The following is a 17,863-nucleotide window of genomic DNA, read 5'->3' on the forward strand; positions in this document are numbered from 1 at the left end:
GAAAGATATCCTTATGATCTGGTAACTAAACGAATAACTTCCATTAAGGATAAAAAAATTTCAACAACTGAAAAATATGATTTCACTGTTTTTAAATAACCAATATTCCATAAATTTCTTCAGAAGGTATATGGATAAAAGATGAAAGTTTCGTAGAGATGTCATGAACATAAATCCCGCAATCCAATAATATGTTCGTATGTTTTTTTAGTAAAACCGGTATGTGCCTACTCTCACTTTGACCAATGAACATCGTTTGATTTCTAACTGCTAATCCGCGAGTATAACCAAGGCATTTAAAAATATCTTCCTCATTTCTTTTTACTAGGAATTCACCTGAAACACAATAATACATCTTATTATCATAATGAAGTACGCTATGAGGTTGAAGTAATTTATCATGACAAATCTTAACCACTTTTCTTTCCTGTAAAGAATATTCAAGGATCACACCTTTGTGGATTGTTTTATTAGGGAAATAACTTGCTAAAGAGGGTAAATTTTTCCTTGGAGGATATGAAAACATCGATACATATAACTTATCATTTGCTATATACAAATCGTTGACGTGGCAAACATCGTCATTTTTAGGTGAAAATTTAATTTCATCAATTCTTTCCAAATCGTTTTCCAAATCATAAACACCAATTGAGTTAGTTTTGGTTTCAATAATAAAAGCTTTATCATTATCTACCGCTACACCATGTAAATCTAATTCTGTAGATAAAGCCTTATTCTTTATAACCTTTAAGCTTTCATCCAAAATGAAGATTCCATGAGAATTGGAAATTACGACAAAAGAGCTGCCGTATTTTGTAATGCCTGTGCATCCAACATTTAAAATCTTTTTTATTTCATGTTGTTGTTGTTTAAATTGGACTAAATATAGACCGCCTTTATGATTGCAGCATGAAATCAATAATTTACAATCATCTATGGGTATCATGTAAGATCGCACCTCTTTTTTAGACAATTCCTTTTCTTATATAATATGAATTTTTATTGTAATGGTGTAGACAAGTTATGGGGGGAATAGTGGACACTTTATAACTGTTTAATGAAGGAGGGCGTTTCCGCTAAATGGAACGCCCTCCTTCTCTATGTTGCTGTTTATTTACCATCCACCTTCATGCTATTACTGATGCTCCCAGTCATGACATTAATGAAGCTTTACAAAAGCATATAAAAGTTCATGAAAACTTTACTTTTATTTACAGAATTCTCATATTGATGTCAATATTCAGTAATACATGTTTGTTATAATCGGTTGACGGTTTTAAAGGTGATTGGAAAAGAGTCTCTTAAAAATCCTTCATTTACAGATAAGTAGCAGGCTGATTGAAGATGACTGAATAGTAGGAGTGAACAAAAATGGATGAATCTGTAAATCTATATGAGCTTACATTTAGTGAAAAAGATAGATATGTAATCATTACGAATGCTTATCCACATGAAGATCAGTTATATCGGAATGGGTTTATCCACCGAAGAGTCAAGGCCTATCTGGATGAGGGTTTGAAAGTTGATGTTTTTGTTTTGCATCCTGCCTATAAAAAAGCAGAAAAGTATACGTATGAAGATGTACCTGTTTATCGTGGAACTGAACAGCATCTGCGCATTTTCTTAAATCATAAAGTACATAAAAAAGCGCTCATTCATTTTGTTAATCCAAAAATGGTACAAGCGATAAAAGAAACGAACACAGATTTACCGATTATTACCTGGATACATGGATTTGAAACGGAGGCATGGCATAGAAGGTGGTTTAATTTTCTTGAGAGCCCTGAAAGCTTGCGGAAGATACTTGAAATGTCGGACGACTATTATGTAGCTCAGCTTTCTTTCATGAATTGGTTTTATCAAACGAATGAGTTGAATACAACCTTTGTTCATATTTCCAAATGGTTCAAAGAACATATAGCGGAATGTGATGCAAGAGCAGAATCGAAAAATTCAGTAATCATTCCTAATGTAATAGATGACAATCTCTTTACCTTTATTGAAAAGCCAGTTGAAATGCGGACAAAAGTCCTTTCAATCAGGCCATACGCTTCGCGAAAATACGCCAATGATTTATCGGTGAAAGCAGTTATTGAACTATCGAAGCGACCATACTTCGATAAGTTGGAATTTGCATTTTATGGTGATGGAAAATTATTCGATCAAACCGTTGAGCCAATCAGGGATTTTGAGAATGTAACGATTCATAAAGGTTTCCTATCTCAGGATCAAATCGCTGCATTACATAAGGAGTATGGAATTTTCCTTTGCCCGACCCGTTTGGATTCTCAAGGGGTTTCAATGTGTGAGGCAATGTCGAGCGGGCTAGTGCCGATTTCAACAGATATTACGGCAATCCCGGAATTCGTTAAACATGACGTTTCTGGCCTTCTAACAAAACCTGAGTCTCCTATCGAAATTGCCGATGCAATAGAGCGCTTATATTACAATCCGGACGTATTTTTAAGAGTGTCAAAACAAGCTTCTCAGTCGATTCGAGAAATATGCGCAGTAGATGTTGTTATTAAAAGAGAATTGGAGATTATCCAAGGTTAATCGAAGGGAGTTTTTTCAATATGGAAGAGCGAAACGAATATTGGAAAACTATGTACGAGGAACTCGAATTACAAATGAAAGACATGATGTCCATGACATTGGAGCTCATAGAGGGCAATGGCACTGAAAAACAAAAAATCATTGAGAACATTACAAAAGAAAATAATATGCTGCGAGAAGAATTAGAAAAAAGTAAGATCGCACAAAAAGAAAATATTAAGCTTAACAAAGAAATACGAAGACTTAAGCTATTAGAACACAAATTCAACGTTACATATGCAGGAAAATTCACGTTAAAATATCTTGCGCTTAAATCATCTATTAAAGAACAAATAAAAAAATAAAGATTCATATCAGATTTCAGTCATTGGAGTGAAAACTTTGAATTCACATGAACTAGTTGAAAACAGAAAAATGAAGGTACTTCTATTTGGCTTTATTGACATGAATTCAATGGATGGATCTGCAGTATTTTTATCTTCCTTAGCATCGACCATTGCGCTAGATTCCAACATCGAAGTTGACTTACTTCTAGCTAGCCCGGTCAAACGTGATATCTTAATTCGGCCTCTTGAGAAATTTGATAATATAACCATTCTCAATCCTTTTGTTGATCCTTTTTTCAGTGCCACCGATGATGAATGGGTAAAAAAAGGTGTCATTGATTTTGATATAGCTGAAATGCTCATTACTCACTATTGGAGTCAAAAGGGATATGATTGGCTATTTGTTAGAAGCATTGAGACTGTTGAAAAAATAGCAAAGCATAAGCATATCATAAAGAATACTTTAGTTTATGCTACAGGATTGACTCACATAGGCCAGGATGTTGATGAAGAAAAATTTGAGAGCATCAAAAATATATATGATCAGTGTGCGTATTTCTTATGTCAAACAGAAGAGATGTGCGAATTTGTCATTGAGATTCTTAATTTGAATAAAGAAAAAAACAAAGTTTCCCTGCTTACCCCGATGATACCAAACATTGAATCAGCAGAAGGGCAGACCCGGTTAAAAAACAAACTTGTATATACAGGGAAGTTCGACCCTGATTGGAAGACCATTCCGATCATTACTGCTTTTAAAGAATTAAAGCGCGAAATTCCGAATCTTTCACTTGATGTTGCGGGGGATAAATTCAAATGGGTTAAGGATGATTCTCAGTTTAAGGAAGAAGCGGCATACCTTCTTAAAAATACAGATGGTCTTACATGGTACGGTGCATTGACAAGGGAGAATGCCCAACAATTAATCGTGAACAGTGATATTGGGATAACCTGGAGAAGCGAGGAAATGGACAGCAGTCTTGAACTGTCTACAAAGCTATTGGAGTATGGGATTTTAAGGAAGGCTGTAATAATGAATCCAACCAAAATGCATATAAAGCTTTTTGGCGAAGATTACCCGTTATATGCTGTTACAGAGAAGGATTTTCGTGACGCTGTCAAATTAGCACTATGCAATAAGGATATATATGAGTTTGCGGCAAAACGAATGTATCAGGTCAGCAGGCAGTTTTTATTTTCGGAAGCCATAAAAAAACTGCAAGGACTATTGTGGAGCAAACGTATTACAGATTTTGTAGAGCAAAGCACAAATATGTTTTATGTTGATGTAGATGACTTTGATGAACTGACTAAGCATGCACCATCAAATAAAGTGAAAAAATTGCCTGCAGAGTTAAGTGCTGACGAAGTTTTCACCTATATCGTCAAAAACATACCTGAAGAAATAAAACGAGTCGAAAAACTGTTTAAACTGTCTGGATATGGGCAAATCATTTCAGCAGAAAAAGCCGGATGTTATTCATTTCTCCACATCCATAAAAGTTATGGAAACTATGAACAAAATTTTCAAAACAACATGCCATATTTAAAAACTATAGGATTTGAAACCTATGGAAATCCTAAATTAAAGCCAAAAGATGTGGAAATTTCAATGAAGGGACGGGCAACTGCTGATAAAGAAAAATATGATATGAAAGGGAAAAATAAAGAATTAGCTAAAGAAGTAAAGCAATTAAAAAAACTGAACACAGTTCAACTGAAACAAATTACTAAGCTAGAAAAACAAAACCAAGCACTTAAACGTAAATATAATTCACTTTCGAAGTCGAAAATGGGTAAAATGACATTCAAGTATTGGGATTTAAGAAAAAGGCTTAACTTTTAAGAAGGTAAACTGCAACAAAATAATAGATACACTTCTTAGCTATATATATTTTCAAATGAAAGCCCCTGAATGCTGCTTGCTAACAGGGGCTTTTGTCATTTATCGAGAAAAGGAGCAAGGATTCTTGCAAACTTTTTATGTATGTTATCGATTTCTGCAGTATGTATAAAGCTGAAAGCTCAATAAACTATCTGGGAATTCTCTTTAATGATGTTATAATATTCTGAAAAAGGAGGAGAGATGATGGAGGAGATAGTGATAAAAGCGATTCAAGATGATTATCCAGATGCATTTGCATGGTGTTATGGATGCGGTCGTTTAAACGAAGAGGGTCATCACTTTCGAACCGGTTGGCAAGGCGAGCAAACAAGGACAATTTATACACCACGTCCAGAGCATATCGCAATTCCTGGATTTGTTTATGGAGGCTTGATTGCTTCTTTAATTGATTGTCATGGGACAGGCTCCGCTGCATTGGCAATGCATCGTAAAAATGGGCATGAAGTTGGAGATGGAGTGGAGCCTCCCAGGTTTGTGACTGCATCACTGAAAGTGGAATTCGTAAAGCCAACCCCAAATGATGTGCCATTAACAGCCGTTGGGACCATTCATGAGGTTCATCCAAAGAAATGGAGAATCGAAACAGAGGTATTTGCCATCGATAAACTTTGCGCTCGTGGAGAGGTAATCGCTGTGGTGATGCCAAGCACTTTTACAAGCAAAGAGTGATCCGGACCCTTGGAACAGGTCAATAGTAAGCTGATTGATAAAAACGGATTCAAAAGCAGAACAAAATTTTTTGTATTAAAGGGCCGTCCAATTATTTGGACGGTTATTTAGTGTATCTGAGTATCCATTTCAAGCATGTTATCACTGTAAAGTTACATGTAACCGGAAATCACAAGCGAATTGTCAAAAATATCAATATACTTACATTATAAGCAAAGGGAGGTCGCAGAGTTGAAAATAAACGTAGAGATAGATAAGGAGATCAAGGCGATAGAGGTGCTTATCAGAAATCACGAATGGAATGAGGAAGTCCAGGAACTGATGGAGCGTTTGAAGGAAAAGAAAAGACCGTATTTTGTCGGCAGGAAAGAAGAAATGCAGCACGTATTTCGGGCAGAGGAAATTATCTGTTTATTTACAGAGCAAGATTCCATAATGGTGCGGACGAAACAGGGGACTTTCGAAATGAAAGAAAGGTTATATGAACTGGAAAGGGACCTTCCTGGTAATCAATTCGTGCGATTGTCCAAGTCAGTGATTGCCAATTTAGATGAGTTAAGCAGATTCGAGGCATCTTTCAACGGGACCTTATGTGTGTATTTCCGATCAGGGGAAAAAGAATATGTTTCTCGGCACTATGTTCAAGGAATCAAGAAAGCATTTCAATGGAAAAGGAAGGGATTATGATGAAAACACTATTATTCCGTAGCTTTGTTGGGATTTGCTTTGGGGCACTCGTGATGGTGCTGACGTGTTTTGCAGTGATCGCTTTTGGAGAGGTCACTGCATTAGACAGTGGAATATTTGTAAAAAACGCGATAGGCTGCATATTATGTGGCTGGTTCTTCAGCACGGCAACAATCTTCTTTGAAAATGAAAAATGGAGTTTGTTATCTCAAACCATTCTGCACTTCCTTACTGTCAGCATTCTTTACTTCCTATTATCTTTCTTTGTTGGTTGGATTCCATTCAGCTTAAAAGGATTGGCTATAGGAATTGGGATTTTCATACCTTTCTATATGATCATCTGGACCGTATTCTATCTCTACTTTCGCTTCCAAGTGAAAATATTGAATGATGGACTTGATAAAAGAAGGAATTGAGAGCGGTTGTGGATTTAAATAAAGAGACACCGCTCCCTGTCGTAACGGTGTCTCTAACATTTCTTAACTTTGTATCATTATCATTTCATCATAGATTAAGTTTTGTCTAAGCTCAGTTGCTGTTTGCATGGATATTTGATCATCTTCAACCATTTGTTGAATGATATCACGTTCGATTTGCATTGCAATCAACTGAAAATGACTCACCATCTCTTCAAAGCGATGTGCTTCTTTTTCACTTAATGTTCCGAATGGATTCAAATAACGATTATATCTTTGAATGACAAGCATCACTTCATGACGGTTTTCAGGTGTAGTTTGTTGTTTGAGCAATGAAATGGCTTCCTTTGAAGCTTCTTTTTGGGCTTTACGAAACTCCTGGATCAGGTCCGCATTTTTAACGATGGAGTCCTCTAATTTCGCTTCCCATTTCTTATCCCATTTGACATTGATCTTTTTCTTGAAAAGAATCGCCTGCAAATTGATCCAAGCCCTTTTCATGGAGGATTTTTGCATATAATTCGAGGTTCTTGAAAGATACACTTTATATAGTTCAAAGGCTGTTTCAGATATAGTCCCTTTTTCGACTAATCCAGAAACGACTTCCAATTCCTTATTGGCTCCCAGCTCCACTAAATCGCGTATTGTCCGATTATCCGGCCGATTCGTTATTCCCCGTTCCAAATCTATCAGTTGTTCATTCAAATCCTCCATTACTTGATGGACCGCTTTCTGATTTTCGATGGTTGTTTCTTTGCTCAGCTGATTGATCGTTTTATTTAAAACAATTTTATAAGCCTCCTCAGAGGTTAGCCGCTCATCTTTGAATTCAGTCGGTGTCTTTACCAGTAGTGGCAAGAGAACCGTAGCCAAGGTGACGCTTAACAATATTACGCAAGCTGCGATGAACAAGACAGTATTACGCATCGGGAATAAAGTGTCATCCCGCATGAAATATGGTATGGATAAAGCTGTAGCTAATGTAATGGTTCCATGAATGCCGCAAACGGATGTCAAAAATGCAAATCGGGATCTTGAAACATTCTCCTCATCAGTGTCCTCGCTATCTTCTGGGTGAACCCTGGACATAATGAATTGCTCTAATGGATTCACTCTGTTTTTCGTAAAAGTATCATGCAGGATGTATACCCATATAAAACGGATCACCAATAATAAAAGAACGATCAAGACACTTATCCCAAAAAGAATGCCCCTATTTAAGTTGGACTCAATTTCCTGATAAACACTCGGCAACATAAATCCTAACAAAGCAAATACAAGTCCATTCAAGACATAACCTAATACAGACCATGTATTAGTTGATACAATTTGCAATTTAGTCGTGGAATTCTGAAGGCGATCCCGCTCGATGCCATGAATTACACCTGCAGCAACCACTGCCAAGATTCCGGAAACATGGAATTCTTCAGCTACCATATAGATGGCAAAAGGCGTAATTAGTTCAATGACAATAGACATTGGGATTTCTTCAAGTCCATGAACCCGTAAAAATAATCGTAATTTAACGATTAAATAGCCCAATAGGATCCCTATAAAGATACCGCCTAAAGCTACAAATATAAAATTAAGCGATGCATCTTTTATAGAAAACACTCCAGTTAAGGCAGCTGCCAGGGCAACTTTAAAAGCGACGATTCCAGCAGCATCATTGAAAAGTGATTCACCCTCAAGGATGGGCATCATATTACCGGGCAATTTCAATCCTTTTGTAATCGATTGTACCGCTACCGCATCCGTAGGGGTAATTGTTGCTGCTAAAGCAAAAGCCACAGCCATCGGCATATCAGGTATTAACCAGTGGATGAAAAAGCCTCCTGCAAAAACCGTCACAAATACTAACCCAAAGGCTAATAACAGAATAGGCTTACGCAATTCAAGCATTTCTTTACGAGACGTATTTTTTCCTTCTGTAAAAAGCAGCGGAGCAATGACACAGATCATAAATAATTCTGAATGAAAATCAAATGATAATTGAAATGGTAATAATGAAAGCACTGCTCCCATGGATATCTGATATATCGGAAGTGGGATACGAGGCCATATGGCATTTAATATTGTAGCGATTATTGTGGACACCAATAATCCGAGCAATGTGATTAAGAATGACATAGAATCTCCCTTATCGTTTTAGTCTGCTTGCCCATGAAACTTATTTAAAAAGAAAAAAAGAGGTATTTTAAAGCGAATATCCATCTTTAAAAAATAACCCCTATTTTATGGTCTTGTGTAGCTTGTTCAAAAAACAATATTTAGCCAGAGACAGTATTTTAATATGTAGCCTCGATTTTTGATATACCCCTTAGTTATTAATTACAAACAGGATATCACAAGAGTTTACGGTTTATTCAAAATCACTTATAACATAGCTTTTCCATGAAAATTAGTTAATGCCGGAAACAGGATTTCCTGTATAAAATACCCTTAATGAAGAAACATAGAAAAATGGAGTTAGAGCGACCTGCAAAAAAATGGGGGTATTCAGCTTGATTCGTAATGTAGGTAGATTGTTAAGGAAAACGAAAGAAAAAAAATCCAGTGTACAAAATAATTACCAGGATTCCAAGCCTGCAGATGCACTTGCTGCGAATTTCAATCAAAATGTAGAAACACTTCGTTCTGTTTATGATAATTGCTCGGATGTCATGTTCCGCTCGTTCTTACTTTTCGGAAAGACGCGGGCGATGCTCATTTACATTGCGGGACTCTCAGACATCGAGGCGATAGAGCAATATGTGCTATCTCCACTCATGCAGGAGTCATCAAAAGAACCACAACCATTAAATGAGTTTATTGAACATAAAATGCCCGTTCCTAAAGTGGTAAAAGTGAATATGTTGGCGGATTGCATTGAATCGATTTCCACTGGAAACCCGATCCTTCTATATGAAGGGGAAAGCGATGGATTTTCTTTAGGATTGTCCAAATGGGAAAAGCGGGCGATTGAAGAACCTATGGCAGAGGGGGGAGTTAGGGGGTCACGAGAGGGATTTATTGAATCTCTAGAGGTAAATACGTCCCAATTGCGACGTATTATTAAAAGTCCTGCCCTTAAATTACAATCGATGAAGATCGGAACGTATACCAGGACGAATGTTTCAATTGCTTATATTGATGGCCTTGCGGATAAAACACTGATTGAAGAGATTACAACTCGGTTGGAACGAATTAAAATAGACGGTATTTTAGAAAGCGAGTACATCGAGGAAATGATCGAGGACAATCCGTTTTCACCTTTCCCTCAGATCATGACGACAGAACGGCCGGATGTAGCCTGTTCTTGCTTGTTGGAGGGACGAGCTGTCATTCTTGTAGAAGGAACCCCTTTTACTTTAATTGCACCAATATCCTTCTTTTCTTTGATTCAATCACAAGAGGATTATGCTCAACGTTTTATGGCAGGCACTTTTATCCGTTGGTTACGTTATATTTTTATGGGACTATCTCTTTTGCTTCCGTCCCTATATGTTGCTATTTTGACGTTCCATCATGAGGCGGTCCCAACCGCACTCCTGCTAAGCAGCGCGGCATCCCGGGAATCGGTCCCTTTTCCTGCAATAGTAGAGGCATTGGCTATGGAAATTACCTTTGAAGCACTAAGAGAGGCAGGGGTTCGCTTGCCGAAGCAGGTAGGTTCTGCTGTCAGCATTGTTGGAGCGCTAGTGATTGGTCAAGCTTCCGTACAAGCGGGGTTGGTTTCAGCGCCAATGGTCATTGTGGTTGCGATTACGGGAATCGCTTCTTTTATGATGCCTCGTTATATTGCCGGAATTGCTTTCCGGATGCTGCGTTTCCCAATGATGCTGCTTGCCGGTACCTTAGGACTGCTTGGCATCATGATGGGAATCATCGCCATAATCATTCACTTATGCAGCTTGCGTTCCTTCGGCGTTCCCTACTTAACGCCACTGGCACCGTTAAAAGGTAAAGAGCTGAAAGATGTGCTGTGGAGGGCTCCTTGGTGGAAGATGGATACACGCCCGCGCCTCACAGGGGATTCTAATGTATACCGTCAAGCACAGGAACAGGGACCAAATTCAAAAAGGGGAAGTGAAACGGAGTGAATAATGGTTGGAGGAGAACAAAGGTATTGGAGAAAGTAAAGAGGCGTCATTTCATGAAAAGCGTCTTTCTTTTGCTCGTTATTTGTGGAACGACCCCTTTTCTAAGCGGTTGTTGGGATCGAATAGAAATCACTGACTTGGCGATTGTCACAGCAGCCGCCATCGATAAGAACGATAATAATCAAATCGAACTATCCGTCCAAGTTTTTATTCCAAGTTCAATAAGTGGTGGAGGCGGCGGTCAAGGAGGAGGGACCAGTCAAGGAGGGGGTGCTGTTACGACATTGGTGAGATATGAAAAAGGCGCCAATATTTCAGATGCATTGTCTAAGCTTCAAAGCAAGCTTCCGCGAAAAGTATTTTGGGGACATTGTAAAGTATTTGTATTCGGTGAAAAGTTAGCGAAGGAAGGAATTAAAGAGCAGCTGGATTTTTTGCTGCGCCATCCGCAGCCAAGAGAGAAAGCAAATGTGTATGTCAGCAAAGGGAAAGCAAAGCCTATCCTTGAATCTTTGCCACCCCTGGAAAACTATTCAGGAGAAGTGCTTAGAGAACTATCTGATTTACATATAGGGATGCTGGTCACAATGCAGGATTTAGATGAAATGTTAACGGGTAAACCCCGAGCGGCCGCACTTCCATTCGTTAAAATTTTACCACCAGCAAAAGGGCAAACGAAATTACAGGGAATTCCTTACATTGTCGGAACAGCCGTGTTCAAAAAAGATAAAATGACTGGAACGATGACTGAAAAGGAAACTAGAGGGCTATTGTGGTTAAGAGATGAAGTGGAATCATACACAGTGACCTTACAACCTAAAGGTGTGAAGGGGAAGATATCTTTAAGTCCAGTGTCAGCCAAAGTCAAGATCATTCCGCAAATTATCAATGATAAATGGAAATTGTTGATGAAGGTAAATACAGAAGGAGCTGTTATACAAAATGGAACGAATTTAAACCTTTCAAATCCTAAGTCTCTAAAAGCTGCAGAACGAGCATATCAAAAAGATATAGAAAAACGCATCAAGATGGCTTTTCTGAATACTCAGCAGAAGAAAGCGGACATTTTAGGGTTGGGTAAAGATTTCTATAGGAAATATCCTAAACAGTTTAATAAGGTCGAAAACCACTGGGATGAGATATTCGCGGAAATGGAAGTGGAAATCGATGTTGCGGCCAATATTCGCAGACAGGGTTATATAAACAAACCGGCAGGATTGTCTGAGGAAGAGGTGAAGGACAAATGAGATGGGGGGCTTTTATTTGTACAGCCGTGATCGTAGCTTTAATCATTTTGTTTGAATGGCCGAAAATGAAACAAAATCCTAAAAAAGATAAAATGGCATTTCTTACACTGCTCCTCACTGGATTGATTCTGTCCATGTTCAACCTCCCACAGATGTCAGGGCCAACTCAATGGGTGGAAACTCTTTTCAGGCCATTTGGAGAGTTTATGGAAAAGTAAGTCTATTAGTGGGTGTTGCAGGATTAAATTCATACTATTAAAGAAAGGAGGAAGCAGATGGAGAAAGGGAAAATTTCATCATTACAGATGGCATTCATGATGTATCCGACGATTGTGGCAACGGCTATTCTCGGGATACCCAGCATCACAGCGAAATATGCCAAAACCGATTTATGGCTGTCCCCCATTTTTGCGGCACTCATAGGGTATGTGACGGTGTATATCGCTTATAAACTTCACAAGCTGTATCCGAAGCAAACGGTGATCCAATTCAGTGAACAGATTATTGGTTTGGCTCCGGGGAAAATTCTCGGTTTTTTATTCTTGTTTTTTTATATCCAGAACACGGGGCTAATCCTTAGAGGTTACGCAGAATTTGTTGTCGGCTCTTTTCTGGTACGTACCCCGATTAGTGTGATCATGGCATCGATGGTGCTTCTGTGTGCGTTCATCGTACGCGGGGGAATAGAAGTGTTGGGGCGAGCTGCTGAATTGTTTGTACCTGTTTTCATTTTTCCAATCTGTATCTTAATCCTTTTGCTGATTCCCGATCTTGAATTCAAGAATATATTCCCGATATTGGCGGATGGTATAATGCCTCCAATCAAGGGTGCGATTGTACCGGGAGGATGGTTCAGCGAGTTTTTCCTGATCATTTTCCTCCTTCCTTTCTTGGCGGATATGAAAAAAGGGATGAAATCCGGGATGATGACTGTGTTTGCCGTGATGATGACGTTAATTGTGGTGAATCTTACGGTTCTTTTTGTACTCGGGTCAACAACATCCACAAAGCTTTACCCCTTGATGAATGCATCTCGATACATCAGTTTTGCCGACTTTTTTGAACATGTAGAGTCCGCCGTCATGGCGGTATGGATAGTAGGGGCGTTTGTAAAAATTTCCGTGTTTTATTATGCATCCGCTTTAGGTACAGCACAGTGGCTGAATCTCTCCGACTATCGCCCTGTTGTATGGCCGATAGGGATTTTGATTGTCATATTCAGTTTGTGGTCGTTGCCTAGCTCTGTGGATGTCAGTCGTAATGATATCAACGTCTTCCCTTTACAAAGTATTTTGATGCAAACGATTATTCCTCTGTTATTGTTGGTGATTGCTGTTTTAAGGAAAAGAAATCGTAAAGGAACCGAAACCAGCTGACTGGGCATTTTTTATGCTAAATATCCTATCGTTAAGGTGCTATCAATATTCGTACTCGCGCAGAGGGCAGGACCAACTGAATGGATTGCATCTCTTTTTTAGCCGTTTTAAGAGTTTATGAAAAAGTAGATCTATCAGTGGGTTGCGTGATTTCAAATTTCCATACTATCACAGAAAGGAGGAAGATGATGGAGAAAGGGAAAATTTCATCTCTACAGATGGCATTCATGATGTATCCGACGATTGTGGCAACGGCCATTCTCGGTGTTCCAAGCATCACAGCCAAATATGCCAAAACTGATTTATGGCTGTCCCCCATTTTGGCGTCTCTCATCGGGTATGCGACGGTGTATATCGCTTATAAACTGCACAAACTTTATCCGAAACAAACGGTGATCCAATTCAGTGAACAGATCATTGGTCGGATTCCGGGGAAAATTCTCGGTTTTTTATTCTTGTTTTTTTATATCCCGATCACAGGGCAAATCCTAAGAAGTTACGGAGAATATATTGTCGACTCTTTTCTGGTCAAAACTCCGATAAGCGTGGTCATGGCATCGATGATACTCCTCTGTGCCTTTATCGTACGCGGAGGGATAGAAGTGTTGGGGCGAGCTGCCCAATTGTTTGTTCCCGTTTTTATCATTCCAATCCTCCTCTTAATCATCTTACTGGGCCCTGATCTTGAATTTAAGAATATATTCCCGATATTGGGGAATGGAATTATGCCTCCAATCAAGGGTTCGATTGTACCAGGTGGATGGTTCAGCGAGTTTTTTCTGATGATTTTTCTCCTCCCTTATTTGGCGGATATGAAAAAAGGAATGAAATATGGGATGATGACTGTGTTTGCCGTAATGATGACGTTAGTTGTGGTGAATCTTATCGTTCTTTTTGTACTCGGATCAACAACATCCACAAAGAATTATCCCCTGATGAATGTATCTCGGTACATCAGTTTTGCCGACTTTTTTGAACATTTGGAGTCCGCCATCATGGCCGTATGGATAGTAGGAGCGTTTGTCAAAATTTCTGTGTTTTATTATGCGGCTGCTTTAGGTACCGCGCAGTGGCTGAATCTCTCCGACTATCGTCCGGTTGTATGGCCGATAGGGTTTTTGATTGTAGAATTCAGCTTTTGGTCGTATCCTAGCGCTATGGATGTCAGTCGTTTTGATATTATCGCCTTCCCTTTTTATGGGGTTTTGATGCAAACGATTATTCCTCTGATATTGTTGGGAATTGCTATGATCAGTAAAAGAAAAAGACAGAGAAAGGGAAGCAAATCAAGCTAAGCTTTTCTGCCAGTTGTTTTAAGAGATTTGAAAGAGTATGTGCATGAAAGCTGGTAGAAAGAGTTCTATTTTAATTTTAAAACAAAGGTGATTTGAGCGGGTGGTCGAGACACCTGAGTGGGGAGGATCGCCCGTGGAAAGCAAGTGCCCTACATTCCAAAACGTCAAATTTTAAAAGCCAAATAGTAGACAAACTCAATTACTAAGGAGTTTGTCCACAGTCTGCAACCATTCCGTTTTCGAATGGTTTTTTTGTTGAGAGAAAAAGTAAAAAACTAGAAATCATCAGTGTGCTTTGCTGCAAGTTATAAATAATTAACAATTTTTTCAAACCGTTTTGAAGTTTGTCCCGTTATCTATAGTACAAAGGCTTTTTAGAAGGGAGAGAGAAAAGACTTGAAAAAGGTTCTTATTGTCGGGTGTATATCATTGATGCTAGTACTGTTAGGATTTTCACCGGAAATGGGTGCGAAACGGGGGCAAGCTGTCAACGACGTAGTAAAAGTATATGGACCAGGTGGACCTCTTGGACCAATCAAGGAAGTGGCGGAACAATTCACCAAAGAAACCGGGATAAAAGTTGAAGTAACAGCGGGACCCGAAGAAAAATGGATTGATCAAGCCAAACGGGATGCGGATATCATTTACGGAGGGTCAGAGTATATGCTAACAGATTTTATGCATGATCATCCAGGTATCATTAATGAAAAGAGCCGCACTGAATTGTATACACGGTCAGCTGGCATCCTGGTTAGAAAAGGAAACCCAAAGAATATACAGTCCCTGGAGGATTTATCGAAGAAGGGCGTAAAGATTGTGGATGTTAATGGAGCCGGGCAACTGGGGCTATGGGAAGATTTGGCTGGAAGGAAAGGATTGATTCCTGGAATTAGCAGGAATATTGACATTTCAGTGAAGTCCAGTGCCGAAGCTATCGATCTATGGAAGGCAAATTCAAAATTGGACGCTTGGATCACATATGAATCCTGGCATTACCGTCTTGCGGATGTGACGGACCTGGTTCAGCTCCCTGAGGAAGACAAGCTCTATAGAGGAACCCCGATAAGCATAACGAGTAAGAGTGAAAACAAGAAAAAGGCAAAACAATTCATTGATTATCTTAAAACGGAAGAATCCCATCAAGTATTTCAAAAATGGGGATGGAAGTAAATTGACGAGGAGTGAGAGTATATGAAAAAGTGGATGGTATTTTCAGTTTTTATGATGGTTCTAGTTTTGGCGGCATGTGGAAATGAAGCTAATGATTCATCCCAAAATGATCAAGTGGTTAGTGGTACTGCCGATGAAAAAGCAGAAACCCTAAAATTAATGGAAAGTGAAACAACAGGCGAATACTTGGCTGATTCGAAGGGAATGTCACTTTACTTTTTCAAGAATGATAAATCAGGAAAAAGCAATTGCATCGGTGATTGTCTGAAAAAATGGCCGCCGTTCATGGAAAGGGATTTTGCTGTTCCAAAAGGATTTGAGGAAAAAGACTTTGGAACCATTGAAAGGGAAGATACAGGGGAAGAGCAGGTAACGTACAAAGGTTTTCCGCTCTACTATTTTGTGAATGATAAGGCAGCGGGAGATGTCAATGGCGAAGGCGTGAAAAATGTTTGGTATATTGTAAATAACAAGACGGTTTTTCCAAAATAAGAAAAAGGGACGATCATTGATGGTCGTTCCTGTTACACGTTTTTTCCAAATTTACTTGTGAGGAGTTGCAGGTGCGATTGAAAGAAAAACTTGATAAGGAATTGATGGCATTAGTAATGAAAAAGCATCGTCCTGCTCTGGAAGAACTTTATGACAGGCATATTAAATTAATCTATGGTTTTATTTTTAAGTTCACAAATGGAAATCCTGATAAAACCAAAGAGATTGTGCAGTTGGTCTTTTTAAAGCTCTGGACCACAAAAAGCAGCTACAATTCCGAAAAGGGGCACTTTGTAAGCTGGCTTTTGACCGTTACACGAAATGTGTGTGTGGATTATGTCCGTAAAGACAGCGTTCATATTCGGAATAATAAACACATGGACATGAGTCGTCCAATTGACATAGAAGATCCGAATAATGATATAGAAAATGGGCTATTACACAGTGAAATTGCCAATGCAAAAAGTAAGTTAAGCAAGCCGCAAAAAAGACTGATTGATTTACTGTATTGGAAAGGATACTCATTAACCGAAATTGCCAAAATTGAAAATGAACCGATTGGTACCATCAAGAGCAGACTTCACCAGTCGCTTAAATTATTGAAAAAGCATTTGGAAGTAGGTGGTTTGTAAATGAATACAGAGTGCGCTAACCTGCTTTCATTTTTATCGGGTGAACTGGGTGAAAAAGAAAAAAAAGCATTCGCGGAACACTTAACACAATGCTCTGAATGCACTAGGGAGTATGAACAAATGACGGAAGCCTGGAAGTCATTGAAATGGGATTTCGAAGAAAAAGAACCCTCTTCTTCCCTGAAATCAGAGGTTATGAATTTTGTCTTTGAGACGGATGATGAAGTTCCGGTGAGAAGGGAAAAGAATTGGAGGCGTTTTTTCTTTAAGCAGTTTACACCAGTAACTTCAGGTCTTTTGTTGGCAGCGCTAGTTTTGGCGTTTGTGCTGTTATATTCCAATATTCAACTGAAAAAAGAACTTGCGGCCATCAATCTGCCAATGGAGGTTAAAACGTCGCTATCTTTGCAGCCTGTCGATAAGACGGCTGTAAATATGAATACGGACGGTGCTGCATACATTTTGCAGCAAGGAGAAGAAAGACGGTTAATCGTGCAAATTCAGAATTTGCCTAGCCTTCAAGAGTCCGAGGTGTATCAGGTTTGGTTGCTGAAAGATGGAAAGCGGACTAATGCAGGAACTTTCAAGCCTGATGATGCCGGCACAGGATCATTGACATACAAACTGTCCATTAATGATAAATTCAATCAAATTGGCATCACAAGAGAACCAGACTCAAATAGTACAAAGCCGAGAGGAGAGAAAATAGTTGGCTCTTCATAAAAATAAGAGACTTGCCCGCAAAGGGAAGTCTCTTATTTTCTGTTGGTATTTAAAATGATAGCTGTGCGTCATAGAATAAACGCCATGGTCATGACAGAGTAAATATGATAACAGTTTGCCATTTGGAGTCATCCTCCATAAAGAACCATACAAAAAAGGATAGCCTTTGAAGCTGTCCTTTTTGTAGTTTTCCAAGCTTGCAGTATTTATTTAGCATGTATCTAATAAGTTATACGTAATTAAAGGAAATGTGTTAAGTTGGACTAAAATGATAATGGAGGCAGCG

Annotated in this window: 17 protein-coding genes; 15 read left to right on the plus strand and 2 right to left on the minus strand. The window is 38.9% G+C overall.

Annotated elements, in window-relative coordinates:
* Positions 1-91: 91 nt before the first annotated feature.
* On the minus strand, positions 92-946 hold the full coding sequence (locus ACSR9O_RS22275) for a DUF4915 domain-containing protein (RefSeq protein WP_491725118.1): 855 nt from the start codon (positions 944-946) through the stop codon (positions 92-94).
* Positions 947-1,371: 425 nt separating this feature from the next.
* On the opposite strand from ACSR9O_RS22275, the gene ACSR9O_RS22280 reads away from it, so the two are divergent.
* The 6 genes from ACSR9O_RS22280 (at position 1,372) to ACSR9O_RS22305 (ending at position 6,560) form a co-directional block, all read left to right on the plus strand.
* Positions 1,372-2,556, plus strand: coding sequence for a glycosyltransferase family 4 protein (locus ACSR9O_RS22280; protein ID WP_101223406.1), 1,185 nt, complete (start codon positions 1,372-1,374; stop codon positions 2,554-2,556).
* A 20-nt stretch (positions 2,557-2,576) separates the two neighbouring features.
* Positions 2,577-2,900: a hypothetical protein gene (locus tag ACSR9O_RS22285; protein ID WP_101223405.1), complete on the plus strand. Its 324-nt coding sequence runs from the start codon at positions 2,577-2,579 to the stop codon at positions 2,898-2,900.
* Between the two features lie 37 nt (positions 2,901-2,937).
* Complete coding sequence (locus tag ACSR9O_RS22290; RefSeq protein ID WP_491725119.1) at positions 2,938-4,728, plus strand: glycosyltransferase family protein; 1,791 nt, start codon at positions 2,938-2,940, stop codon at positions 4,726-4,728.
* A gap of 243 nt (positions 4,729-4,971) precedes the next feature.
* The gene (locus ACSR9O_RS22295; RefSeq protein WP_101223403.1) at positions 4,972-5,457 is read left to right on the plus strand and encodes a PaaI family thioesterase; all 486 of its coding nucleotides are present in this window, start codon (positions 4,972-4,974) and stop codon (positions 5,455-5,457) included.
* A 231-nt stretch (positions 5,458-5,688) separates the two neighbouring features.
* Positions 5,689-6,144 carry a LytTR family DNA-binding domain-containing protein gene (locus ACSR9O_RS22300; RefSeq protein WP_101223402.1) on the plus strand — a complete coding sequence of 152 codons (456 nt, stop codon included), beginning with the start codon at positions 5,689-5,691 and terminating at the stop codon, positions 6,142-6,144.
* Positions 6,144-6,560: a DUF3021 domain-containing protein gene (locus ACSR9O_RS22305; protein ID WP_491725120.1), complete on the plus strand. Its 417-nt coding sequence runs from the start codon at positions 6,144-6,146 to the stop codon at positions 6,558-6,560. The genes ACSR9O_RS22300 and ACSR9O_RS22305 overlap by 1 nt, the downstream gene beginning before the upstream one ends.
* A gap of 63 nt (positions 6,561-6,623) precedes the next feature.
* Here ACSR9O_RS22305 and ACSR9O_RS22310 read toward each other — a convergent pair whose 3' ends face one another.
* Entirely contained in the window at positions 6,624-8,690 is a 2,067-nt protein-coding gene (locus tag ACSR9O_RS22310) for a Na+/H+ antiporter (protein ID WP_491725121.1), read from the minus strand.
* Positions 8,691-9,049: 359 nt separating this feature from the next.
* On the opposite strand from ACSR9O_RS22310, the gene ACSR9O_RS22315 reads away from it, so the two are divergent.
* The 9 genes from ACSR9O_RS22315 (at position 9,050) to ACSR9O_RS22355 (ending at position 17,577) form a co-directional block, all read left to right on the plus strand.
* Positions 9,050-10,642, plus strand: a complete 1,593-nt coding sequence (locus ACSR9O_RS22315; protein ID WP_491725122.1) for a spore germination protein — start codon at positions 9,050-9,052, stop codon at positions 10,640-10,642.
* A gap of 26 nt (positions 10,643-10,668) precedes the next feature.
* Positions 10,669-11,889 carry a Ger(x)C family spore germination protein gene (locus tag ACSR9O_RS22320; protein WP_260359190.1) on the plus strand — a complete coding sequence of 407 codons (1,221 nt, stop codon included), beginning with the start codon at positions 10,669-10,671 and terminating at the stop codon, positions 11,887-11,889.
* Positions 11,886-12,107, plus strand: coding sequence for a hypothetical protein (locus tag ACSR9O_RS22325; RefSeq protein ID WP_101223397.1), 222 nt, complete (start codon positions 11,886-11,888; stop codon positions 12,105-12,107). Before ACSR9O_RS22320 ends, ACSR9O_RS22325 begins: the two co-directional genes overlap by 4 nt.
* 57 nt (positions 12,108-12,164) lie before the next feature.
* Positions 12,165-13,265, plus strand: a complete 1,101-nt coding sequence (locus ACSR9O_RS22330; protein ID WP_101223396.1) for a GerAB/ArcD/ProY family transporter — start codon at positions 12,165-12,167, stop codon at positions 13,263-13,265.
* Between the two features lie 188 nt (positions 13,266-13,453).
* On the plus strand, positions 13,454-14,560 hold the full coding sequence (locus tag ACSR9O_RS22335; protein ID WP_260359189.1) for a GerAB/ArcD/ProY family transporter: 1,107 nt from the start codon (positions 13,454-13,456) through the stop codon (positions 14,558-14,560).
* A 396-nt stretch (positions 14,561-14,956) separates the two neighbouring features.
* A complete protein-coding gene (locus tag ACSR9O_RS22340) occupies positions 14,957-15,730 on the plus strand; it encodes an extracellular solute-binding protein (protein ID WP_260359188.1) in 774 nt (257 codons plus the stop codon).
* 21 nt (positions 15,731-15,751) lie between these two features.
* Positions 15,752-16,222: a COG4315 family predicted lipoprotein gene (locus ACSR9O_RS22345; protein ID WP_260359187.1), complete on the plus strand. Its 471-nt coding sequence runs from the start codon at positions 15,752-15,754 to the stop codon at positions 16,220-16,222.
* Positions 16,223-16,299: 77 nt separating this feature from the next.
* Positions 16,300-16,854, plus strand: a complete 555-nt coding sequence (locus ACSR9O_RS22350) for an RNA polymerase sigma factor (RefSeq protein ID WP_101223393.1) — start codon at positions 16,300-16,302, stop codon at positions 16,852-16,854.
* Positions 16,855-17,577, plus strand: a complete 723-nt coding sequence (locus ACSR9O_RS22355) for an anti-sigma factor domain-containing protein (protein ID WP_402939916.1) — start codon at positions 16,855-16,857, stop codon at positions 17,575-17,577.
* Positions 17,578-17,863 lie beyond the last annotated feature (286 nt).

Source organism: Peribacillus sp. B65, assembly GCF_058513295.1.